The following is a 22,039-nucleotide window of genomic DNA, read 5'->3' as shown; positions in this document are numbered from 1 at the left end:
CGAATCCCACATGGTGGGACCGGACATGACGCACGATTACATCTCCGTGGCCAGCGGCCGCCGATCTCCGTGCGGAGCCGCTCGGGCGGGCAGGCTTGGGCTCCCTCCCCAACGTCACCTCGTGCCACAGGAGTTGTCCGCATGCCGTACGACAGCCCGCTGTCCCGCCGTACCGTCCTCGCCTCGGCGGTCGGACTCGCCCTGGCCCTCGCCACCCCCGTCACCGCCTCAGCCGCGAGCTTCGGCTACACCGACGACGGCACCAACTACGTCGTCGACACCGGCGCCGGCCTGGTCTTCAAGGTCAACCACGGCAACGGTGACCTCTCGTCCTTCGTCTACAGGGGGACCGAGTACCAGGGCTACGACGGCAAGAACTCCCACGTCGAGAGCGGCCTCGGCGCCTCTACGGTGACGATCTCGACGCCCGCCACCGGAGTCGTCCTCATCAAGGTCGTCCACGGCACCCTGATCCACTACTACGTGGCGCGCAGCGGCGAGAACAACATCTACCTCTTCACCTACAAGGCCGATACCTCGGTCACCGCCAGCCGCTACATCGCGCGCCTCAAGCCGGGCATCTTCCCCACCACCTACCCGGACACCTGGTCCAACTCCGACACCGTCATCGAGTCCGCCGATGTCTTCCGCAAGACCGACGGCACCACCAGATCCAAGCACTTCTCCAACCTGCGGACCATCGACTACGACTACTTCGGTTTCAGTGCCTCCGCCGCCTCGATCTGGGTCGTACGCTCCAACAAGGAGAAGGACTCCGGCGGCCCGTTCGTCCGCCAGCTGCTGCGGCACGGCAACGAGTCGGGCGCCGGTCTCTACGAGCACCTCTACTACGCCGAGGGCCAGACGGAGGCCGAGCGCTTCGGGTTGCACGGCCCGTACGTCCTCGCCTTCACCGACGGGGCTGCGCCGACCACCGCCGTGTCCGGGCGCGACCACACCACCTGGGTGGACGCCCTCGGCCTCACCGGCTGGACCGGCGCGGGGGGTCGCGGGCGGATCGTCGGCAACGGGCTTGCGGGGCGGGACACTTCGTACCCCTACGTCGTGGGCGTCTCCAACACCGGGGCGCAGTACTGGGCGAAGGTGGACCCGAGCACCGGTAAGTACGCGATCCCCGGCATCCTGCCCGGCACGTACACCCTCACCGTCTACAAGGGCGAGCTCGCCGTGCACACCCAGAACGTCACGGTCACCGCGGGCGCCGTCACCACCGTGCACACCATCACGATCACCGGCGACCCAGCCGCCGACACCGCGATCTGGCGCATCGGCGACTGGAACGGCACCCCGGCCGGCTTCAAGAACGCCTCCCTCGTCACCTACGCCCACCCCTCCGACTCCCGCGCCGCCGCCTGGACCGCCGGCACCTACGTCATCGGCACCTCGACGGCCTCGGCCTGGCCCGCCTACCAGTTCAAGGAGATCAACCAGGGCCTGTTCGTCTCCTTCACCCTCACCGCAGCCCAGGCCGCCGCCGACAGGACCCTCCGCATCGGCATCACCACGGCCAAGGCGGGCGGCCGCCCCCAGATCACGGTCAACGACACCTGGACCTCCGCCATCCCGGCCGCCGCCACCGAGCCCTCCACCCGGACCCTGACGGTCGGCAGCTACCGCGGCAACAACCACACGTACGAGTACGTCATCCCCGCGGCCCAGCTGCTGACCGGCACCAACACCTTGCGCATCGACGCCGCCAGCGGCTCGGCGGGCGGCGGGGGCTACCTCAGCCCCAGCTACGGCTTCGACGCCCTGGACCTGCTCTGAGGGCGGCACACACAGTCCGATGCTGCGCCGAACGCACCTGTGAGAGGAGTGCCACGGGCGTGCATACGGATTCAAGACGAACGGCGGCCCGGAGGTCCTGGAGGAGATCCAGGTGCCGACACCGGCGCCCGGCCCGGGCCAGGTGGAACGATCACCCGGCCGAGCGCCACCCGTGTCGGGCGGTCTCCGGTGAGCGCGCGCCGGTACTCGGAGAGCAGGGTGAGCTGGGCCGTGGTGAAGTCGTCGGTGCCCTCGCCGGTGACGATGTTGCCGCTGAGCAGGTTCAGGCCGTGCTCCGCGGCCCACCGGATCGAGCGCAGACTGCCTCCGCCGTACCAGACCCGGTCCACCAGGCCGGAGTTGTGCGGCTGAAGGCGTGGCCGCTGAGGTTGCCGGGGGACTGGATCACCGTGTCCGGGCCGCCGAGGTAGTCGCCGCGCAGGTGGTCGATGACGCGGGCGACCTTGCCGTACGACAGGTCGAAGCCGCGCCAGTCCCCGTCATACACCAGGTCGCCGAGGAGTTCGGCGTGCGGCATGCCGGTGCTGAAGCCGACCTGCAGCCGGCCGCGGGACAGCACGTCGGCCAGCGCCAGGTCCTCGGCGGGCCGGAACGGGCTCTCGTACCCGATCGGGATGACCGCGGTCCCCAGCTCGACCCGCTCGGTGCGCTGGCCGGCGGCAGCGAGGAAGACCGCGGCCGAGCCGACGCCGTGCTCGAGATGACGTTGCCGGATCCAGGCACCGTCGAATCCCAGCCGTTCGCCGTACTCGAACAGCTGCAGCGTTTCCTCCAGGCCGGTGTACGGGTCGTCGTCGGCGAAGTTGCCCGGGGTGAGAAAGGCCAGCGAGCTGATCGCGGGGGTGCTCACGCGGTGTTCGTCCCTCTTGGTTGTGGTCGTCGCGGTGGCGCCCGGTGCTCAGGACCCGCCCCGCTCGCGGGGGATCTTCTCCCCGGCCTCGATCGCCACGGGCAGCCGGTTCTCGGCCGGAGGCAGCGGGCAGGTGGCCAGATCGGTGTAGGCGCACGGCAGGTTCGCCGCCCGGTTGAAGTCCAGGACGACCGTGCCGTCGGCGGCGGGCGGATCGAGGGTGAGGGCCCGGTTGGCCGCGTAGGTGGTGACCCCGGAGGTCGCGTCGGTGAACAGCACCAGCAGACTGCCCGGGCTGTGACCGGGGAACGCGGTCAGGGCCAGGGGGCGTCCGTCCAGCTCGAACTCGACCCGGCCCGGCGCGTCGTACACGTGCTCAAGGCCTTCGACCGCCGCGCCCACGGTCGTCGGCCGCGGCTCGGCGAAGGCCGTGTAGCGGCCGGTCACCGCCCAGCGGGGCTGCGGGGCGTAGGCGGGCGTGCCGGTGAAGGCGGTGCGCAGCGGGGTGTCCGGGTGCCGGGGACGGATGATGTCGTGTCCGCCGCGCTTGGCCACCTCGATCACGGCGTCGCCCCAGACCGCGTCGACTCCGCCGCGCTCCGGGAGCACCCCGAAGCGGTGCTCGCCGCGGACGGGGGTTGCGTCCACGACCAGTTCCTCACCTTCGTCGAGGATCACGACGACGCCGCCGGTGCCGGTCGACCAGGCGCCCGGAGCGTCCGGGAAGCGCTGCGGCTCGTCGCCGAGCCAGTGCAGGCCGGTGATGGCGAGGAACCCGTGCGGGTCGGCGAGTCGTGCCTCCTGCCTGGTGTGCCACTCCTGCCAGTCGCGGGTGAACGCGGACAGGTCTGCGGCGGTGTCCTGAACGGTCATGCGTGCTCCTTCGCTTCCAGCGGCTCGAATGCGGCCGTGGCGTAACGGTTGCCGGGGATCGCCGCGCGCAGTTCGGTGAGCAGGTCGAGGACCCGGGACTGGACGGAGACGTAGAGCGTGGACACCGGCTCGTCGCAGACCACCAAGTGGGCGCACGTTCGTGGATTGCGCGCAGATACAGCGCGGGTACGGCGTAATGACTGGGTTTCGGCGTCATCATGCTCGCCGCGTCCCTCAACGCGGCCGGTGCGGCTGCCACGCGAGGCGGAGCCTGTCCGGTCCCGATCGTATGTATCCAACGCATGCATGTGTCAACCATGCGCAGGAACTGCTCAAGGCCGGTCCGTCATCCGGACGTAGTTGACGAGAAGCGAGATGTACTGCTCAATTGGTCGTATGAATGCCGAGCAGCGCCTGGTCACCCGTGACCACATCGACTTCGGTCGGGTGTGGTCCGCCGCGTGTTGCGCCTGATGCGGCAGCGGGCCGCCTGACCGGCCCTTCCCTCCCTCGGTGGCACCGTAGGGGGCCGAGTTCCTCCCCTCGCAGCACCGTCGTACGCATGCGCTGAGCACACGCCGGCTCCGTGCACGGACGGTCCCGCGAGACCTGTCACGCGCTGCCGCCCTCCTTCTCGCCCGAGGCCGATGCCTCGGCGTCATCACACCTGCTCACCACCTGTTCCCACCCATCTGAAGCGCCGTCACACACGGCCGCACCGAGGGCTGCTCCGCCGTGCCCGCCTGCCGCCCACGGCACGGCCCCACAGGACTTGAGGAAAGGCCATCTCCCATGCCAGTGGAGTTCCTTGGCATCGCCGCCACCAATGACGGCTCCGAAACGACCCCGCGCTCCGGCGCCGCTTTCGACAAGGAGTACACGCTCCGGCTCGCCCGGGCGCACGAGGACCACGGCTGGGATCGGGTGCTGTTCGCCTACGGTTCCGGATCGCCGGATCCCGCGCCGGCTGCCGCCTACATCGCGAGCAGGCTGGACCGCCTCCAGATCCTGCTCGCCCACCGGCCCAACGTCTCGTACCCGACCTTCGCCGCGAAGACCTTCGCCACCCTCGACCAGATCAGCCAGGGCCGGCTGGCCGTGCACTTCATCACCGGCGGCAACGACCACGAACAGGGCCGCGAGGGCGACACCCTCACCAAGGACGAGCGCTACGACCGCACCCGCGAGTACATCCGGATCGTCAAGAAGATCTGGACCACCCATGAGCCCTTCGACCACGAGGGCGAGCACTATCGCTTCCACGACTTCGTCAGCGACGTCTTCCCGGTCCAACAGCCGCGCCCCAACGTGTCGTTCGGTGGCTCGTCACCCGCCGCGTACGCCACAGGGGGCGCCGAGGCCGACATCTACTGCCTGTGGGGCGAGCCCCTCGCGAAGACCGCCGAGCAGATCGCGAACGTGAAGGCCGCCGCGAAGGCCGCGGGCCGCACCGACGTGCCCCGCATCCAGGTGGCGTTTCGCCCGATCATCGCCCCGACCGAGGAACTGGCCTGGGAGAAGGCCCACCGCACGGTCGGTGCGATCAAGGCCCGCAAGGAGAAGGGCGAGCCGGTCACCAAACGCCACAACGGGCACACTGCGCCACAGAACACCGGCTCGCAGCGGCTGATCGCCATTGCCGAGGCGGGGGAGCGTTATGACCGCGCCCTGTGGACCCCGACAGCCGCTGCGACCGGTGGAGCCGGCAATTCCAACGCCTTGGTCGGCACCCCGGAAACGGTGGCCCAGGCGCTCCTCGACTACTACGACCTCGGCGTGGACATCCTCTCCGCCCGCGGCTACGACCTGCTGGGCGATGCCATCGACTTCGGCCGGCACGTGATCCCGATCGTGCGCGAGGAAGTCGCCAAGCGCGACGCCGAGCGGGCGGTGCGCGCCACGCAGACCGTCGCGGCGGTGAACGGATGACCTCCGTCGCACAACCGCAGTCGCCTTCAGCCGAGCCGACGGTCATTCAAGTGACCGTGTCCGACCCGAGGGTGAGACCTCTGCTGCGCGAACTCGGAGAGGAGTACTCGACCCGCTATGGCATGGACGCCCATGCCGAACTGGCCCGCTACCCCGACGAGGAGTTCACCACCCCGTACGGCGGGGTGCTGCTCCTGCTCCTCGAACACGGCGAGCCGGTCGCGGGCGGCGCCTTCCGCCGATACGACGAGACCACGGCCGAGCTGAAGCGGATCTGGACGCACTCTGCCCACCGGCGGCGCGGCCTGGCCCGACGGGTCGTCGCCGAGCTGGAACGCGAGGCGAGCGCCCGCGGCTACCGGCGGATCTACCTGACCACCGGTCCGCGCCAGCCGGAGGCCTGCTTCCTGTACCTCACGACCGGCTACACCCCCCTGTTCGACACCGAGGCCGACCCGGAAACCATCGGCCCCCTGCCTTTCGAGAAGCACCTGCCGGCCGCAACACACCAAGGAGAGGCAGCCAACCGGTGAGTGTCCGGATGTGGGCCGCGCCGGTGGCGGTCGTGGCCCGAACCACCTCGGCCATGTCGGCCGAGGAAGCGGGCAGCCTCGGTGGCGCCCATGCCTGGGTGGGTTGACGTCTGCTCAACTCACGTCCCATGACCCCTCGCGTGGATGTGACTCGGCGGCTCCACGTCGACCTGGCGCACGTCTCCAGCGCGTTCTGTTGTCGTTGATCCGGGAAGCGTGTCGCTGAACCGCAAAGCGGCTGTCGGCAGCGGCCGGTGTGGGCCGGAGACATACCTCCGGAAGTGGCGGCGCCAAGCAGCCGCCACAGCAGTGCCTCCCCGAGGGACCGCGGTACCCACCGGTTGACCGCCTTCAACCCCCGCTCCTCTGTCCTCTTCTGCTCTTCCCGTGGGGAGAAGTAGCGGGGGCCCAGCGGGCCTTCCGCAAAAGCCCCCCGACAGCGCGCGCCTCCTCGCGCAGTCGTCGAGCCCTCGCGTGGCGACCGGGCCGAGTACCGGCTTCGCGGCCGTTCATTGCTGTGTTGCGACTGGCGCGAGCGCGGATGCCGATCCGGTTGAGTCGTACTGAGCAGGAGGCTGGCGCTCATGTGCCGGCCGCGCGGCCGCCGTGACACAGGTGCTCGGTGCCTGAGCCGATCGGTGCCCCGCCGCCTCCCGGGGCGGCGGGAGGTCGTCGGCCCTGCTCGTCCAGGGACTGAGCGTGAGCGCCGACGTCGGTGCGTTCGCGGCCGGGTGACGGACGCGTGGCGGCAACGCGAAGCCCTCGTTGCAATGCGGACCGACCAACCGCCGCCCGTTGACCGGCACTTCGGTCATGGATAGCGTCGTCGGCCATGCGGTCCCCTCTGTGGTTCACCCAACGACGTGCCGTCGATCTGATGCGCGTCGCCGCCGCGCTGTGTAGCTGACCCGTCGTCGCGTCGAGCCAGCCGCGGACGCCCACACGTCGAACCGCCCCTCGCGTCGGTCCCGTTCGCCCTTGTGCAGCGCCCGGCAGCAGAGCTCACCAACCCCGAGCCCGCGATCCCGCCCGCCAGGAGATCGTCCGCAACCCCGCACGTCCGCAACCCCGCAATCCTGCACGTCAGGAGTTCTCTCGGGTAGAGACTGTGGCGCGAAAGTTGGTCGGTTTGGCTTGTGCAGCTCAGTGCCGGTTTGGCCGACGCTAGCAGGCGCAACAGGTGTGGCGGTATCGCCGGTTCAGGTGAAGCCCCGTCGGCAGTTCCGCCGCCAGGGCTCGCTGCTGCCAGATCAGCCGCAGCAGAAAGGTGGCTGCCTCCCCTCGGCGGAGGCGATCGCAGCAGGCGCTGCGCCCAACTCTCTGGGGCGTACGCGCGCGGCATGCTCCCCTGGGGTCAGTCGGTGGTCAGGATGAGCTTGCCTCGTGTTCCGGATTCGAGGATCTTGCGGTGGGCTGCTGCCGCTTCACGTAGGGGCAATTCGTCTCCGACGACCGGTTGGATGACTCCGTTGTCGAGTCCCGCCGCCACGGCCGTGAGGGCGTCGGCGGCTTCTTGCGTGGTGGCGTACCAAAGAGCGGTGCCCTGGATGGTGGCTTCTTTGAGCATGGTGAGCCGGGGGGTGAAGTCCAGGCTGCCGCGGCTGCCGACGATGACCACCCGGCCGTAGGTGGCGAGGGCTTTGAGGTCGTGCTCCAGGTTGATGTCGGCCTGCATCTCGATGATCACCGAGACGCCGTGTCCGTCGGTGATCTGCGCCAGTTCGTCGAGGTAGCCGGGTGTGCTGTGGTCGAGGACGTGCTGGGCTCCTGCGGCGCGGACAAGATCTGCTCCCGTGCTGGAGCCCGCGGTGCCGATGACGATGGCTCCCGCATCGTGGGCCAGCTGCGTGGCGTGGATGCCGACGCCGCCGCTCGCGCCGTGGATGAGAACCGTCTCACCGGCCTTCAGCCGGGCCTTTTGGAACAGGGCGCGCCAGGCGGTCAGACAGGGGACGCCGACCGCCGCGCCCTGGCCGAAGGACAGGGCGGCCGGCAGCGGGTGGACCGCGCGGGCGTCGACGACCGCCAGTTCGGCGTAGGTTCCAGAGCATCCCGGCGTGCCCAGCGCCGCCACGAAGACCCGCTCCCCCGTCTTGACCGTGTCGACGCCGGGGCCAACCTCGTCGACGACGCCGGCACCGTCGAAGCCCGGGGTGTAGGGCAGCTGCGGGGTGTAGAACGCATAGGTGCCAGAGCGGATGTAGGTGTCGGCGGGATTGACGCCGACGGCGTGCATCCGCACGCGGACCTGCCCGGGACCCGGCTCGGGGGCGGGCAGCTCGGTGTACGTCAGGACGTCCTCGGTGCCGAACTGCGAAACCTGGATGCCGTACATGGATCTCTCCCTACTCGGTCGTGGGCCTGGCCAAGAAGCTGCTTGCCCGGGAGCGCCCCGTCTTCTGCCGGGCAGTTGGGCAGCTGCTGGCCGGCCTTCATCGTCGCTTTCCCGGGTTCGCCGCCTACGGTGGCGACGATCCGCCCGCGTGTCGGCCTCGCCCGATGGAGGGCCGCGGCGCTGGATGCCGCGACGGACGCCCGGGGTGGCGGCGTTCGCGGCCGGCCTGGTGAGGTCAGTGGGGGGTGAGGGTGCTGGCGAGGGCCACGTGGACGGCGGTGCCGCCGAAGATGCTCAGCACGGCGTTGTGCCGCCAGTGGTGCAGGCCGAGGGTGACGGCCAGGGCGATCGCGGGCGCCACCAGCTGGCGCGGGGCGGTCAGGGAAAGGCCGCGCAGCGTGTACACGGTGAGGATCAGCATCACGCCGACCGGCATGCGGGCGTTGAGGTAGTGCACCACTGCGCTGGCGCGCAGCGGCGTCAGGACGGCGAAGGGCAGAGCCCGCAGGGCGAAGGTGATAGCGACGCACACGGCGACGGCGGCGACTACGTAGGGCGTGTCAGGCACGGGCGGCCTTCTTGGTCAGGGTGTAGCGGGCCAGGAGGGCGGTGGTGAACAGGGCGAAGGCGACGAGGAGCATCTGGCTGGGGAAGGCGAACCGTGCGACGAGCGCGCAGATCAGGGCCAGTACCGGCGTGGGCAGCTCGCGCCGCGCCCGTACGGCGTCGACGGTCAGTACCGCGAACAAGGCGGTCAGGGCGAAGTCCAGACCCACCACTTGCGGGGGGATCACCGCCCCGAGCAGGGCGCCCGCGGTCGCTCCCGACACCCAGTAGGTCTGCAGGAATGCCTGCAGCCACAGGATGCGCCGGCCGGACCAGGACCGGGCCGCGCCGCCGGAGGTCAGCGCGTATGCCTCGTCGGTCATCCCGAAGACGGCGTACGCCTTCCCGGCCGGGCTTTCGACCCGGTGCAAAGGGAAGGACAGCGCGTAGAACACATGCCGGAAGTTGATCAGGAAGGCCGACAGGGCGATCTGCGCCAGCGGAGCGACAGCGACGATCATCCCCACGAGCAGGAACTCCAGCGAGCCGGCGTAGACGAGACCGGAGATGACCGGTGCCCACCACCAGCTCAGCCCGGAGTGGACGACCAGCACCCCGAAAGCCACGCCCAGAGGGAACATGCCCAGGCCGACGGCCCCGGAGTCCTTCAGCGCCGCCGCGGCCTCGGACGAGGACTTGGACGCAGGCGGGGGTGCGTGCTTGGGAGAGTCGACGGACACGGCAGGCGATGGGGTGTGCATAGAGAGATTCTTGGTAGCGGTGGAGAGGTCTTCGGCGGCGCTGCTCAGTTTGTGCCGGTGTCGTCGCGCCAGGCCACGCAGGTGATCTCAAGGTTCGCGCCGAGGGGCAGGCCCACAACGGCGACCGCGGCGCGAGCGGGCACGTCCTGGGCGAAGTAGCCGCTGTAGATCTCGTTGAGGAGCGGCCAGTGGTCCATGTCGCGCAGGTAGCAGGTGGTCGAGACGACGTCTTCGAGGCGGAAGCCGGCCTGGAGGATCGTCGCTTCGAGGTTCTTCAGGGTCTGGCGGAACTCCGCCTCCAGCCCGCCCTCCGCGATGTCGGGCGTGCCTGGAAGGAATCCACAGTGACCCGCCACGTAGAGGTGGTTGCCGGCCACCACGGCGGACGAGTACGGACCGAGAGACGATCCGGTGTCGATGATCTTCTTAGTCATGGCGCACGTGCCCTTTCTCAGATTCGGCCGCAGGCGGACTGCAGTCACCCGCAGGGGCCTCGGAACGCCGTCGCGTGCCTCGCAGACGGCCAGCCCTCAGCCGGGCTGGAGACCAGCACAACAGAGCGCACTCGTTGACGCAAGTTGTTGCGGCCCTCAACCTTGTGTGTGCAAAGTCTTTGCACGCAGAGCTCGATAGCCTCTGTTTTATTGCGTTGAGAAGGAGATTGAGAGATGCCGCTGAATGAGATCGACGACGTCGATCGCAAGCTGCTCGACCTGCTGCGGGAGGACGGCCGCCGTTCCTTTTCCGAGATGGCCCCGGAGGTCGGGCTGTCCGTGGCCGCGGTCAAACGCCGCGTGGACAGGCTGCGGGACATCGGTGTCATCACCGGCTTCACCGTGCAGGTCGATCACACGAAACTCGGCTGGGGAATCGAAGCCTTCGTCGAGCTCAGCTACACCGGCAACACGGCCGTCGGCGAGATCCTGGGAACCACCCACAAAGTGCCCGAGGTACAGGCGGCCTTCACGACCGCCGGAGACCCTGACGCTCTCGTCCATGTACGGGTGCGGGACATCGCGCACTTGCAGAAGGTCATCGACGGGCTCCGCCGGGAGAGGGGCGTCACCGGCACCAAAACGTTGATGGTGCTCGGCTCCTGGACGCGCAGTACGTGACGCGCAGCGCGAAAAGGCTGGTCGCGGCAGGCATGAACTCAGTCAGGTTCCTGCTGGGGGGCCCAGCGGTTTACTCGATCCCCCGTCTGAGCTACCGGCCGGCGGATTCGCGCTGGTTGAGGGCCCGGGTCAGTTCCCGGTTGGCAGCGCGAGCCGCCTCCAGCTCCGCGTCTCTCTCCTCCAGTTGGGCGGTCAGCTCGGTGTTCATCTGTTCCAGGCGCGTGACCTGACGCTGTAGTTCTTCATGATCGGCGGGTGCACCCAGCCCCGATTCACGCCACGCCTGCTTCCCCATGAGCTCCGACAGGCGCCGCTCCAGGCGCCGGATCTGTGTGACGAGGCGGGTGTTGCGGGCGTGGGAGTTGGCGAGGTCGGTTTGAAGCGAGGCCAGGCTGACAGGCGGGCTGGCCGAGGACGGCAATCCGTGCGGCTCTCGTTGGGCCGCGTGGATCAGCGCGAGCAGGTCGCGGTGGCGGTAGAGGAAGGTGCGAAGACCTCCGGATCGTTCATGACCTCCAGGGTCGGCGCCTGCATCTCCCTGAGCCGGTCACACAACGGCCGCAGGAAGTGATCCCACGTCTTGACGCCCGACTCAGTACGGGCCTGCAGACCGTAAAGAACCTCTGCGACGACCCGGTCCGGCAGGCCCCGCGCAGACACAGTTCCCGGTCGGCGTGGACGGCCGGCGCCGTGCGCCGCCACGTCTCCTCGTCCGTCACCTCGCCGCGCCTGCGGGCGTACTTCAGCCGCAGCGAGTGTGCCTTGCAGTAACGGGAGTTCTCGTAGTCGCGAAGCCGGTAGCAGACCTCCACCTCGCACTGCCCGGTGCTTGCGCGAGGAGTGACCGCGGGGTGGTGCAGGAAGTCCTCCATCGGCAGCTTCAGGGTATCCACCCGCTGTCGGTGGTGCGGGTCGCACAGTGCGCTCCGCGCAGACTTGGCCGGCCTGCCGCAGCGCTGCACCCGGCACATCTCCTGCCGCATGCCCAGCATCCGGGGCTTGGCCCTATTAGCGAAGTCCTCCAGAGACAGCCCCGACTCCTTCCAGGCCCGCTCGCAGCCCGTACACATCTTCCGGTCGAACCTCACCCCCCTGCTGCACCCGTTCACGCAGCAGTCCGGCATGCCCAGCACGGGATGATCTGCGGGGTAGAAGATCACCCGCAGCTCCCAGTCCCACCGCACGATCCGCAGAAAGTCCGGGTCCAGGGCCTCCACGATCTGCCGGGTCCGCGGATCGTCCTCACCGAGGAACGGCCCGACCGTGACCGGCTGCGGCGCCGTCATCGCTCACCTCGCCCGGACAGTTCCCGCGGCGAGGGAACCCGCTCGACAGCCTCGCGCACCCGGCTGCGGTCCGGGATCACGTACGGTGCGACCGATCCGGGATGCTCCTGCCCCAGCAGCATCTGCACTTCGTCCCAACTGCCCCCGGCATTAGCGACGTTGCTGCCGAACGCACGCCGGGCCATGTGCGGGCCGACCTTGCGCCCCAGCTTCGCACGCGCCGACAGCCGCTCGAACAGCTCGCCCATCGCCGCCGGGGACATCGGCGCGCCCAGCGGCTCGCGTGAGAGGTTCACCAGCAGAAAGTCGCTGCCACCCGCACCCAGCCGCTCCAGGCGCTCGTCGACGTACTGGTCGAACGCCTGCACCACGAGGAAGTCCAGCGGCTGCACCCACGCCGTCTTCGACTTCGACCACGCCCGATTCGAGTTCGCGCGGCGCCGCACATGCACGTGCGCGCCCTCCTCGTCGCAGCCCAGAGCACGGGAATCGGGCAGCAGATGGCAGTCACTGCGGCGCAGCCCCGCAACCTGGCCCCGCCGCAGACCCACCCGGCCGTGCAGCAACACGATCAGCCGGTCCCGGGCACTACGGCACGCCAGAAACATCGCCACAAGCTCGTCGTCCCGGGCCCGGTCGACGTCCGCCTTCGGCTCCTGCAGCCGGTGCCGCGCCCGCAACCGGTAATACAGGCCCGTCTCCTCCCCCTTCGCCTCCTCCGGAAGATCCCGGCTGTCAGCCAGCTCATACAGTTGCCCCAACACCGACCGGTGCACCGCGCCCACCGACACGGCGTACGACAGCAGGCCGCGCACCGCGGCCAGCACCCCGTTCACCCGCCGCTCGCCCCGCAAGGGCCGCGTACCCGGACCCCACACGACCGTCGAGGTCTCGGCGCCCAACCGGGCCGGCGAAAAGCGCAGCCACACCATGAACAAGCCCAGGTCCCGCGCCGCCTCTTCCCACCGCCGCCCCGTCGCCCGGCACCAGCGGAAGTAGAAGACGGCCCCGCCGGCGTACGACCGCGTCGTCAGCTCCGTCCGGCCACGCCCGAACCGCAGGAACCGAAGCCACTGATCGGCGACCGGCACCACACACAGATCTTCATCGATCACTGTCCAGTACCGCGCACCGGACGGCAGATCCACGGGAAACGCCCGCACGTGCAACTCCTTCGTCGTGACGGTCCATACAACAACCCGCCACAGAGCCACACCCCCCCCGAGAACGAGCCTCAGAAGATCAACGAGGTCCGTCCACGCCACGTCACACCACAACTGCGCTCGCCCTAGAAAACCGCGAAGGAGTCCCGTGAACCCGATCAGAACCCGCCGTTCCGCCCTGGTGACGCTGGGCTCGGCCGTCCTGCTGGCCGGCGCCGGCACCGCCCCGTCCGGCGCGGCGGAGCACCGGTCCGCCCGTCCGTCCGCCGCGCTCGACTGGTACGACACGACCGCCGCGACCATCGCTGCCGGCGGGGCCACGACCCAGATCACCAACAGCCGCACATGGGCCATCAGTTGGCTCGCGGCGGCCCGGGCCACCCGCGAGGTGCCGCCCGGTGTCGAACGGGGGGACTTCCAGGACGCGGCCCTGGCATCCGCCCTGCACGACGCCCTGGTGGCACTGGTCCCGTCCCGTGCCCAGGAACTGGACACCGCGCTGCGTACGACGCTGGACCGCGTCCCGGACGGACCGGCCAAGGCGAAGGGCGTGGCGGCCGGTGCCCGTCAGGCGCGGCTGCTCCTCGCCTCCCGCGAGGGCGACGGCCTCGACCCGGCCTCGGTGAACGCGCCGTTCACCGTGCCACCGGCAGCGCCCGGCGTGTGGCAGCCGACGCCGCCCGCATACGCCCCGGCCGCACAGTACGGCAACCAGCTCGCCCGGCCCTTCCTGCTGGACAGTCCCGACCAGTACCGGCTGCCCGCGCCGCCCGCCCTGGACTCCGCGCGCTACCGTGCCGACCTGGCCGAGGTGCGGGCGTACGGGGCCGTGGACAGCACCGTACGCACGGCGCTGCAGACCGAGACCGCCAACTTCTGGTTCGGCTCCTCGCTGACGCTGTACACCGAGCCGCTGCGGGTCGCCCTGGCCCGGTCGCCACGCTCCACCCCCGCACGGGCCGCGCTGGTGGCGCTGTTCCACATCGCCCTGGTGGACACACAGATCGCCACGTCCGACACCAAGTACGCCTACCTGCGCTGGCGCCCGGTCACGGCCATCCGTACCGGCACGATCGACCCCGACCCCGACTGGACGCCGCTGCACGTCACGCCGGCCCATCCCGACTATTCCAGCGGCCACAACACGTACGCGGGAGCGGCGGAAACGATCCTCACGGCGCTCACCGGGCCGCGCACCGCACCGTTCGAGCTGACCAGCGCCACCGCCCCCGGAGTGACGCGCACGTACGCGGCCTGGAGTGAGCTGTCCCAGGAGAACGAGGACGCACGCGTGTACTCCGGCATCCACACCCGCTCGGCCGACGTGGCCGGCCTCGCCCTCGGCAAGAGGGTCGCGGCGCACGCCCTGCGCAACGCGGGGCGCCTGTTCTACGTGTTGTGAGCGACGCCTGCCGGCCACCCGGCGGCGCCGCCCCGAAGGTTCCCTACGCGAGCGCGGCCGCCGCCTGTCGCCGTGCCTGACGCGCAGGAACAGCGGCGGGATCTGGTCGATGCCCGCGACGAGACCGTTGACGATGGACGGACCGCGCTAAGCCAGGAGGGCCGGTGTCGCTACTCGGCGCCGAGACCGGCGTCGTCGACCTCGTCCTTGCCCGCGGCCTTGAGGACCTTGTTGAGCGGTGCGAGGTCGTAGATGCCCTTCAGGTCGGGCTTCTCCAGGAGACCGGCCTTGACCGCGTGCTCCGCCTCGGTGTTGAGGGTGGAGGCCAGCGGGTCGTCGAGGAAGGTGATGGACTTCCAGGCAGGGTCGAGGACGTCGGCGGGCAACTCCTTGCCCGACAGCTCCTTCAGCGCCGCGTTGGCGGAGGCCTTCGCCTTCTCCGGGTTGGCGTTGATCCACTCGTTGGTCTTCACCGAGCCGCGCAGCACGGCCTCGACGACGTCCGGGTGATCCTTGAGGAACTTCTGCGACACGATGATGTTCGTGATCACGAACTTCTTGTCGGGCCACAGGGTCGACTCGTCGAGCAGCACCTTGCCGCCCTCGGCGACCAGCTTGGACGCGGTCGGCTCCGGCACCCAGGCGCCGTCGATGGAACCGGACTTGTAGGCGTCCGGGGTGACCTTGTTGTCGGTGCGGACCACCGAGACGTCGCCCTTGCCGCTCTCGGCGTCGACCTTCCAGCCCTGGTCCGCGATCCAGTTGAGGAACGCGACGTCCTGGGTGTTGCCGAGCTGAGGGGTGGCGATCTTCTTGCCCTTGAGGTCCTTGACGGACTTGATCTTCTTGGGGTTGACGACGAGCTTCACGCCGCCGGAGGCGGAACCGCCGATGATGCGCAGGTTCTTGCCGTTCGACTTGGTGTAGCCGTTGATGGCGGGGGAGGGGCCGATCCAGCCGATGTCGATGGAGTCGGCGTTCAGCGCCTCGATCTCGGAGGGGCCGGCGTTGAAGGTGGACGTCTTGATCTTGGTGCCGCCGAGTTCCTTCTGGAGCAGACCCTCCTGGACGCCCACCAGAGCGGTGGCGTGAGTGAGGTTGGGGAAGTAGCCGATCTTCACTTCGTCGGCGGAGAGCTTCTTGGCGCCCGCCGCGACCTCGGCCTGCTTGCCGTTGTCAGTGGACTCGGAGCCGTAGCCGCAGGCGGTGAGCAGGAGGGGAAGCGCGGCTACGGCGGCGATGGTGCGCAGGGCGGTGAGCGGTCTTGCGGCAGACACGGAGGTGTCCTCTCAGGGAATGGGTGATCGGGGAGGTACGAAAATGCGGGGCGACTGCTGGTGGGCACGCCTCGACACTCCGATCCGTCGACGGAGGCAGAGCGGGCGGGGAGGCAGCGCTGGTGCGGAGAGAGCTGGGGTTCTCTCGCGTCAGAGGGGCCGACAGATGGCACTGGAGGTGCGGCTGAGGTCGATGTGACGACGCGAGGTCAGAAGGGGCAGCAGTCGGCCCGTGCGGTCGAGCGCTCTCATGGCCACCCTTCACAGATCCCTAGTTTTCCTACCTGGTTGATGGGGATCGTGACAGAAGGCGGCGTCCACCCCAAGGGGGTGTTCGTATGTTGGATTCCGCTATCTCGCTTTATGAGATCGGCTGTGAATGGCCCAGCGTGTCAGGGGTTTACCCAGGCTCCCGGGGCGTCGGTCAACGCGGAAACATCGGAGGGCAGTTGGGCCGATGCGACGTCGGCGAGCGACACGCCCTCGAGGATCTCGCGCACGTTGGACCGCAGCGCGATCCACAACGGGAGCAGCGTCTCGGCAGGGCCGGTGTAGGACAGCTCCGGGGGGCGGACCCCGCGCACCGAGACCAGTGGTCCGTCCACCGTGCGTATGACGTCGGCGATGCTGATGGACTCGGCGGGCCTGGCCAGCCGGTAGCCGCCGTTGCCACCCCGCTGGCTGAGGACGAGACCGCCCCGGCGCATGTCGTTGAGGATGCTTTCAAGGAATTTGTGCGGGATGTCCTGGGCTTCGGCGATGGCCTCGGCCTTCAGTGGTCCGTCATCCCCTGACGCGGCGAGCTGTAGCACGGCACGTACCGCGTAGTCCGCTCTGGCTGATATCCGCATGTGTGCATTATCCCGTACTGGTTCGGTCGGGTGGGCGCTGCCCAGAAGCGGGGCGATGATCGCCGACCGTGCCTGCCTGGGCGCCGGCCCGTGGTCGCGTGGCGAATGTCCCTCATGGCGAGTGCTGGTCCGACGCTCCAGGGCCTCTCGGTCAGACAGGCAGGACGAACGGAGGGTGCGCGCCGTTGAGGAAGTAGTCCCCGACATCGCGGAGTCGGTGGGCGACGGGCTCGTACAAGGTGTGGGTCCGGGCATTGCGCCAGAAGCGGTCGAAGCCCAGCCGTGAGGACGCGGAGCGGGCGCCGACGATGTCGAGGGCGCGGGCGGTGGACTCCTGCGCGGCCCTGGAGGCGGCGGCTTCGGCCATGGCCACGAGGACGGAGATCTCCGCGTACTCGTCGTAGGTGAGGTCTTCGCCGCGTGCCAGCCCGCCGTGCACGGCTTCCTGGGCTTGATCGGCGAGCGCGGACGCGGCGCGGGTGAGGACGGTGAGTTCTCCGTAGGCGGTCATCACCTGGGGGTCCTGGGGGGAGCCGACCGGCCAGTCCGGGTGCCAGGGTGAGTGGCCCGCCCTGCTGTACTCACGGGCTTCCGCGAGCACTCCCTCAGCCATGCCGAGACGGAGCTGGACGGAGAGGAGACGCCCGACCGGCGATGCCAGAGCAGCCAGGGGCGACAGGACATCCTCGTCCGCGGACAGGGAGCCGAGTACGTCGTCGGCGGCGACCGGTACACCGTCGAACTCCACGCTCCCGCCGGCCGCGAGCCGCTGGCCGAAGGAGTCGGCGTCACCGTCGATCCCCACGCCGTGATGGGCGGGATCGACGACGACGGCGAGTGGTTCGCCGGTATCGGCCCGTACGGCCCGCACGGCGAGGCGGTCGGCGACCAGGACCCCGGTGGCGTAGCTCTGCCGGCCGTCGAGCACCTGACCGGCGGCGGTCCTGGCCAGCGTCAGAGGCGGTTCCTGACGGGCGAAACCACCGCCCCAGCACCACTGCCCCGCCGCGGACTGCCGCTCGACCTGAGCGGCGAGAGAGGGCTCGGTGAAGAACCGGGCGCTCCACGACAGGAAGTAGTGACAGCCGAGCAGTTGACCGATCGCGCCGTCGGCTGCGGCGATCTCCCGGACGACGGCGTAGGCCGTGGGCCAGTCGGCGCCGCCTCCCCCGAGCTCGGCCGGAATGAGGAGCGTCAGCAGTCCCGACTCGCGCAGCCGGGACACCTCGTCGAACGGGGCCTTGCCTGCCTGCTCCCTGGCCACCGCGTCCGTGGCCAGGTCGTCCGCCGTCTCGCGGGTCACACGCAGCCAGTGCACACGGCCGGGCCCGGTCAGGACGGATTCCGAGGCGGGGCCGGACGGCGCAGTGGCAACGCCCATGGTGGTGGTCTCCTCAAGGTCGGTGGCAGGATGCGGTGTTGGAGCTCTCGTGCTGGTCGGGCACGTACTTGTAGCCCACGCGCCGTACGGTGACCATCCGGTGCCGGTGATCCGTGCCCGGCTTGCGGCGCAGCCGCGCGATGTGGACATCCACGGTGCGGCCGTCGCCGATGTGGTCGTAGCCCCGGATGCCGGCCATCAACTGCTCGCGCGAATGCACCTGGTGGGCCTGTAGAACGAGATGGGCCGGCAGCCCGAACTCCAGGTAGGTGAGGTCGAGTTCGCGTCCGTCCACCTCGGCGACACGTCCCTCGTCGCCTTCCTGAGCGGTGTCGCCCACGAGGCGGAGATGGCGCATCTCTGGGAGTGGCGAGTCCGAGGGAGTGGCCTGGGCCGGAAGTGCCGTGGTCATGGCGGTCGTCCTTCAGAAGTACGTCGGGCCACCAGGCGCAGTGGGTGGGTGCGCCTGATCACCTGGGAGGAGAGAGAAGGAGCGGAACGGCACGCGCCATGTGTGAGCCGCGTGCCTCAGGCGCGACAGCAGGCGGCACTGACGACGTGACCAAAGTCGACATGCCGACGACGAACGAGTCGCTGCTGCGTGTGGGGCATGTGCATCATCCTGCGCACCCGCCGGGAGGGCCGTCAACACTTTCCTAGTAAATCGATGGGAAATGTAGGGAACGCAACATCGCGGTTGGACTCACTGGTCACCGCGGCGCAACGCCAACCAGCAGTACCTGTACTCCACGAACCGGGAGTTGCAGATCGCGGGCAAGTGCCTGGGCGCTTTTGGCAACGGCACCGCGAACGGTACGAAGGTCGTCACCTGGGACTGCAACGGCGGCGCCAGTCAGAAGTGGACCTTCCAAGCGAACGGCAGCGTCACCAACGACCTGTCCGGACTCTGCCTCGACGTGACCGGCAACGGCACGGCGAACGGCTCCTCCGTGCAGTTGTGGAGCTGCACCGGCAACCCCAACCAGAAGTGGTCCGCGGCCTCGGGCGGCTGACGACCGGGCGTGGCTGAGGCGAAGGTCCGGGAACCGAAGGCTCAGGCTCCGTAGGCCACGAGCGCCATCATCCCGGCCTCGCCGTGGTAGGCGTTGTGGCAGTGCAGCATCCACTGGCCCGGGTTGTCCGCGTCGAAGAAGACCGACACGTTCCTCTTCGGCAGCATGATGGTGGTGTCCTTGCGGGGGCCGGTGCCGCTGAGCTGGTAGGTGTGGCCGTGCAGGTGCATCGGGTGCCACATGCCGGTGGCGTTGACGAAGTCGAGCCGGACGCGCTCGCCCTCCTCGACGAGCAGCGGGTTGGCGGTCGGGTTGCTCATGTCGAACCGCTTGCCGTTGATGGCCCAGTCGTACTTGTCCATGCTGCCGGTCAGTTTGATCCGGTGAACCCGGTCGGTCTCCCTCGCGTCCCGTCGGACGTCGTCGGCGGCGCGCAGCTGCGACGCGGTCACGATCAGGCCGTCCAGTTCGCTCGGTCGCACCTCCGGCTTCGGCGCGCTGCCCCACCCCGTGCGCAGGACGGCATGCCGGTGGCGTCCTTGCCCTCGGCGAGCGCGACAAGCGGGAAGACGCCGTCGCCGAGGGTGACCAGGACGTCGTACCGCTCGCCCATGCCGATCAGCAGCGCGTCGACCTGCTGGTGCTCGACGGGGAAGCCGTCGGTGTGGGTGATGGTGAGTCTGTGGCCGCCGAGTGCCACCCGGTACGCGGTGTCGCTGCCCGCGTTGATGATCCGCAGGCGGACGCGCAGGCCCGGCTTGCAGGTGTGGACGGCCGGGTCGGCCGGCACTCGTCCGTCGACCAGGTGGTACGGGTACTTCACGTCCCCCGCCTCGCCGCCGAGCAGCTCGCTGGTGGTGCCCATGAGCATGAACCCGGTCGGCATGTCGTCCCCGGGGGACCGGGGCGGCGAAGCCGTCGTCTCGTCCTTGTCCATCCCGCCCATGCAGTGGCTGACTTCGGTGAAGACTTCCTCGGGGATGCCGGTCACGCCGTCGAGCCAGTCGTCGAGGACGACGACCCACTCGTCGTCGTACGACAGCGGCTCCTGGGGATCCTCCATGTCGCCGCGCAGCGCGATGCCGTGCCAGTGGACGGAGGTGGTGGTCCCGTCGGGCAACTGGTTGGACAGCTCGGCGGTGACGGTGTCGCCGGCCGAGATGCGGAGCTCCTTCACGGGGACCTGGCCGCCGAAGGCCCAGGACTCGGCCATGATGCCGGCGCCGAGGTCGAGAGTGGCGGGAACGGCGGTCAGGTCGAGAGGGTGCACCCTCCCCGTACTGCTCCGTTTCTCCTCCGCGCGGGCCACCTGGGAACCGGAGGGGCTGAGGAGGGGCGGGCTGGTCGAGGCGTCGGCGCTGCAGGCGGCGATTGGAGACCCGCGCCCAGTTCGGCTACACGGCGCCGATCGGCACCACGGACGACGGCCGATTCCGCCGGCTGACCGTACACCTTCCGCCGGAGTACGCCCGCCGCCTCTTCGACGCCCGCGAGCAGGGTGCGAGCGACCAGCAGATGCGCGACATCGTCGCCGAGGGATTGCAAGAGGTGTATTTCAAGGACGGCGGGCGCCGCGCCGACGACCTCGAAGTAAGCCTCAACAACATCGACTACTTCGACGTGTCGTTCTAGTTCGATCGGCTCTCCCCGGTTCGCTCGGCAAGCGCATGCCGTCACTTCACAGAATGCTCACACACCCTCACCAGAGCTTGAGGTTTCAAGCGTTACGCTCACCGGCAGACCGAGTGGCCGAGGGTGCCCCCCGCCGCGGCGCTCGCTTTACCCCCACCTGGTACAGGAGATTCGGCGTGCGTGACGGCGATGTAGTGGTGATCGGCGGCGGCTATGCGGGCGTCCGTCTGGCGAAACGACTGGACGCAACGGCTCGGGTCACGCTGGTGGACCGCAAGGAGGTCTTCTTCCATCGCATCGCCTCCCTCCGGGCCGGCGTTCACCCGAACTGGACGGTGACCCCCTTCATCCCCTACGACCGGCTGCTGCGCAACGGCCGTGTGGTGGCGGGCAAGGCCGTCCGCATCGACACCGCCGAACGGCAGGTGGTGCTGGCCACGGGCGAGCGGCTGCCGTACGACGTGGTGGTGATCGCCACCGGCGCGGACTACCCCGAACCGGCCCGCTTCACCGGCACCACCACCGAGGAGGCGATCAAGTCGTTCTCCGCGCACCAGCAGAGGATCGGCGCCGCCGAGCACGTCCTCGTCGTCGGCGGCGGGCCCTCCGGCGTCGAGCTGAGCGCCGAGATCCGCCTGGCCCGGCCGGACGCACGGGTCACGCTCGCCCACTCCGGGCCGGCCCTGCTCCACGCCACGGGCAGCGAGCGGGCCGGGCGCAAGGCGCGCGCCTGGCTGGAATCCCACGACGTGGAGGTACGGCTCGACTCCTTCATGTCCCCCGGCAACGACTTCGGCACCTATCGCGACGCCCAGGGCAACATCATCGACGCCGACCTTTCCTTCTGGGCGACGGGCACCACCCCCAACACGCTCTGGCTGCGCCTGGGCGGGCACGGCGACTGGCTGAACAAGGACGGGCACATCAAGGTCGACCGCACGCTGCGGGTCGACGGCTGGTTGGACGTCTTCGCGGTCGGTGACGCGAACGACGCCACCGAGCTCAAGATCACCCCCGCCGCGCTGGCCCAGGCGGACCTCGCCGCCTGGAACATCCGTGCCTACCTCAACAGTTCCGGCAAGCACCGCAAGGAGCCCCGCCTCTACCGGCCGATCCACCGCACCCCGATCATCGTGCCCTTCGGCCCGGCCGACGGACTGACCATGCTGCCGGTGCCGGGCGGTGAGACGGCGGTCCTCGGCGGCCGCACGTCCGTCCTGGCGAAGGCGAAGACCCTCATGACGCCGTACATGCGACGCCAGCTCGGGTACACCGGCACCTGA

Annotated in this window: 22 protein-coding genes and 3 pseudogenes; 9 read left to right on the top strand and 16 right to left on the bottom strand. The window is 69.5% G+C overall.

Annotated features, from left to right (window positions below; genetic code table 11):
* Positions 1–141 precede the first annotated feature (141 nt).
* A complete protein-coding gene (locus tag ACFYWX_RS14075; protein ID WP_389424246.1) occupies positions 142–1,788 on the top strand; it encodes a rhamnogalacturonan lyase B N-terminal domain-containing protein in 1,647 nt (548 codons plus the stop codon).
* Positions 1,789–2,071: 283 nt separating this feature from the next.
* Here ACFYWX_RS14075 and ACFYWX_RS14070 read toward each other — a convergent pair whose 3' ends face one another.
* Genes ACFYWX_RS14070 through ACFYWX_RS14060 form a run of 3 tightly spaced genes read right to left on the bottom strand, consistent with a single transcriptional unit; the run spans position 2,072 to position 3,678 of the window.
* Positions 2,072–2,659, bottom strand: a complete 588-nt coding sequence (locus tag ACFYWX_RS14070) for an LLM class flavin-dependent oxidoreductase (RefSeq protein ID WP_389424245.1) — start codon at positions 2,657–2,659, stop codon at positions 2,072–2,074.
* 48 nt (positions 2,660–2,707) lie between these two features.
* Positions 2,708–3,532 (bottom strand): DUF1684 domain-containing protein, encoded by an 825-nt coding sequence (locus tag ACFYWX_RS14065; protein ID WP_389424244.1) that lies wholly within the window; start codon positions 3,530–3,532, stop codon positions 2,708–2,710.
* Positions 3,529–3,678: a hypothetical protein gene (locus ACFYWX_RS14060; protein WP_389424243.1), complete on the bottom strand. Its 150-nt coding sequence runs from the start codon at positions 3,676–3,678 to the stop codon at positions 3,529–3,531. The genes ACFYWX_RS14065 and ACFYWX_RS14060 overlap by 4 nt, the downstream gene beginning before the upstream one ends.
* Before the next feature lie 646 nt (positions 3,679–4,324).
* On the opposite strand from ACFYWX_RS14060, the gene ACFYWX_RS14055 reads away from it, so the two are divergent.
* The 3 genes from ACFYWX_RS14055 (at position 4,325) to ACFYWX_RS14045 (ending at position 6,901) form a co-directional block, all read left to right on the top strand.
* The gene (locus ACFYWX_RS14055) at positions 4,325–5,461 is read left to right on the top strand and encodes an LLM class flavin-dependent oxidoreductase (RefSeq protein WP_389424242.1); all 1,137 of its coding nucleotides are present in this window, start codon (positions 4,325–4,327) and stop codon (positions 5,459–5,461) included.
* Positions 5,458–5,994: a GNAT family N-acetyltransferase gene (locus ACFYWX_RS14050; RefSeq protein WP_389424241.1), complete on the top strand. Its 537-nt coding sequence runs from the start codon at positions 5,458–5,460 to the stop codon at positions 5,992–5,994. Before ACFYWX_RS14055 ends, ACFYWX_RS14050 begins: the two co-directional genes overlap by 4 nt.
* 832 nt (positions 5,995–6,826) lie before the next feature.
* Positions 6,827–6,901 carry a putative leader peptide gene (locus ACFYWX_RS14045; RefSeq protein ID WP_389424407.1) on the top strand — a complete coding sequence of 25 codons (75 nt, stop codon included), beginning with the start codon at positions 6,827–6,829 and terminating at the stop codon, positions 6,899–6,901.
* A gap of 447 nt (positions 6,902–7,348) precedes the next feature.
* On the opposite strand, the gene ACFYWX_RS14040 is transcribed toward ACFYWX_RS14045, so the two are convergent.
* The 4 genes from ACFYWX_RS14040 to ACFYWX_RS14025 all read right to left on the bottom strand — a co-directional run bounded on the left by ACFYWX_RS14040 (position 7,349) and on the right by ACFYWX_RS14025 (position 10,070).
* Positions 7,349–8,329 (bottom strand): NADPH:quinone reductase, encoded by a 981-nt coding sequence (locus ACFYWX_RS14040; protein ID WP_389424240.1) that lies wholly within the window; start codon positions 8,327–8,329, stop codon positions 7,349–7,351.
* A 235-nt stretch (positions 8,330–8,564) separates the two neighbouring features.
* On the bottom strand, positions 8,565–8,897 hold the full coding sequence (locus tag ACFYWX_RS14035) for a branched-chain amino acid transporter permease (RefSeq protein ID WP_389424239.1): 333 nt from the start codon (positions 8,895–8,897) through the stop codon (positions 8,565–8,567).
* On the bottom strand, positions 8,890–9,636 hold the full coding sequence (locus ACFYWX_RS14030; RefSeq protein ID WP_389424238.1) for an AzlC family ABC transporter permease: 747 nt from the start codon (positions 9,634–9,636) through the stop codon (positions 8,890–8,892). Before ACFYWX_RS14030 ends, ACFYWX_RS14035 begins: the two co-directional genes overlap by 8 nt.
* 44 nt (positions 9,637–9,680) lie before the next feature.
* Complete coding sequence (locus ACFYWX_RS14025) at positions 9,681–10,070, bottom strand: RidA family protein (protein ID WP_389424237.1); 390 nt, start codon at positions 10,068–10,070, stop codon at positions 9,681–9,683.
* A 234-nt stretch (positions 10,071–10,304) separates the two neighbouring features.
* On the opposite strand from ACFYWX_RS14025, the gene ACFYWX_RS14020 reads away from it, so the two are divergent.
* Complete coding sequence (locus tag ACFYWX_RS14020) at positions 10,305–10,751, top strand: Lrp/AsnC family transcriptional regulator (protein WP_389424236.1); 447 nt, start codon at positions 10,305–10,307, stop codon at positions 10,749–10,751.
* Positions 10,752–10,842: 91 nt separating this feature from the next.
* Here ACFYWX_RS14020 and ACFYWX_RS14015 read toward each other — a convergent pair whose 3' ends face one another.
* The 3 genes from ACFYWX_RS14015 to ACFYWX_RS14005 all read right to left on the bottom strand — a co-directional run bounded on the left by ACFYWX_RS14015 (position 10,843) and on the right by ACFYWX_RS14005 (position 13,200).
* Positions 10,843–11,172 (bottom strand): hypothetical protein, encoded by a 330-nt coding sequence (locus ACFYWX_RS14015; RefSeq protein ID WP_389424235.1) that lies wholly within the window; start codon positions 11,170–11,172, stop codon positions 10,843–10,845.
* Between the two features lie 85 nt (positions 11,173–11,257).
* The gene (locus ACFYWX_RS14010) at positions 11,258–12,037 is read right to left on the bottom strand and encodes a hypothetical protein (RefSeq protein ID WP_389424234.1); all 780 of its coding nucleotides are present in this window, start codon (positions 12,035–12,037) and stop codon (positions 11,258–11,260) included.
* Positions 12,034–13,200 carry a tyrosine-type recombinase/integrase gene (locus ACFYWX_RS14005; protein WP_389424233.1) on the bottom strand — a complete coding sequence of 389 codons (1,167 nt, stop codon included), beginning with the start codon at positions 13,198–13,200 and terminating at the stop codon, positions 12,034–12,036. Before ACFYWX_RS14005 ends, ACFYWX_RS14010 begins: the two co-directional genes overlap by 4 nt.
* 148 nt (positions 13,201–13,348) lie before the next feature.
* Here ACFYWX_RS14005 and ACFYWX_RS14000 point away from each other — a divergent pair, with 148 nt between their 5' ends.
* Positions 13,349–14,602 carry a vanadium-dependent haloperoxidase gene (locus ACFYWX_RS14000; RefSeq protein WP_389424232.1) on the top strand — a complete coding sequence of 418 codons (1,254 nt, stop codon included), beginning with the start codon at positions 13,349–13,351 and terminating at the stop codon, positions 14,600–14,602.
* Between the two features lie 170 nt (positions 14,603–14,772).
* Here ACFYWX_RS14000 and ACFYWX_RS13995 read toward each other — a convergent pair whose 3' ends face one another.
* The 5 genes from ACFYWX_RS13995 to ACFYWX_RS13975 all read right to left on the bottom strand — a co-directional run bounded on the left by ACFYWX_RS13995 (position 14,773) and on the right by ACFYWX_RS13975 (position 18,523).
* Positions 14,773–15,879 (bottom strand): aliphatic sulfonate ABC transporter substrate-binding protein, encoded by a 1,107-nt coding sequence (locus ACFYWX_RS13995; protein ID WP_389424231.1) that lies wholly within the window; start codon positions 15,877–15,879, stop codon positions 14,773–14,775.
* A 150-nt stretch (positions 15,880–16,029) separates the two neighbouring features.
* Positions 16,030–16,131, bottom strand: coding sequence for a putative leader peptide (locus ACFYWX_RS13990; protein WP_389424230.1), 102 nt, complete (start codon positions 16,129–16,131; stop codon positions 16,030–16,032).
* A gap of 140 nt (positions 16,132–16,271) precedes the next feature.
* Complete coding sequence (locus ACFYWX_RS13985) at positions 16,272–16,730, bottom strand: RrF2 family transcriptional regulator (protein WP_389424229.1); 459 nt, start codon at positions 16,728–16,730, stop codon at positions 16,272–16,274.
* Between the two features lie 151 nt (positions 16,731–16,881).
* Positions 16,882–18,111, bottom strand: coding sequence for an acyl-CoA dehydrogenase family protein (locus ACFYWX_RS13980; protein WP_389424228.1), 1,230 nt, complete (start codon positions 18,109–18,111; stop codon positions 16,882–16,884).
* A 13-nt stretch (positions 18,112–18,124) separates the two neighbouring features.
* Positions 18,125–18,523, bottom strand: coding sequence for a winged helix-turn-helix domain-containing protein (locus ACFYWX_RS13975; RefSeq protein WP_389424227.1), 399 nt, complete (start codon positions 18,521–18,523; stop codon positions 18,125–18,127).
* A 322-nt stretch (positions 18,524–18,845) separates the two neighbouring features.
* On the opposite strand from ACFYWX_RS13975, the pseudogene ACFYWX_RS13970 reads away from it, so the two are divergent.
* Positions 18,846–19,124: pseudogene (locus ACFYWX_RS13970) on the top strand (ricin-type beta-trefoil lectin domain protein); the annotation flags it as partial.
* Between the two features lie 41 nt (positions 19,125–19,165).
* Here the strand turns inward: ACFYWX_RS13970 and ACFYWX_RS13965 are convergent.
* Positions 19,166–20,556, bottom strand: a pseudogene (locus ACFYWX_RS13965) (multicopper oxidase family protein).
* On the opposite strand from ACFYWX_RS13965, the pseudogene tpg reads away from it, so the two are divergent.
* A pseudogene (gene tpg, locus ACFYWX_RS13960) lies at positions 20,496–20,756 on the top strand (telomere-protecting terminal protein Tpg); the annotation flags it as partial. The pseudogenes ACFYWX_RS13965 and tpg overlap by 61 nt on opposite strands.
* Before the next feature lie 176 nt (positions 20,757–20,932).
* The gene (locus ACFYWX_RS13955; protein WP_389424226.1) at positions 20,933–22,039 is read left to right on the top strand and encodes an NAD(P)/FAD-dependent oxidoreductase; all 1,107 of its coding nucleotides are present in this window, start codon (positions 20,933–20,935) and stop codon (positions 22,037–22,039) included.

This window comes from Streptomyces sp. NPDC002888, from assembly GCF_042888465.1.
In the GTDB taxonomy this organism is placed as follows: domain Bacteria; phylum Actinomycetota; class Actinomycetes; order Streptomycetales; family Streptomycetaceae; genus Streptomyces.
This window is presented reverse-complemented; position numbering and strand designations above follow the sequence as displayed.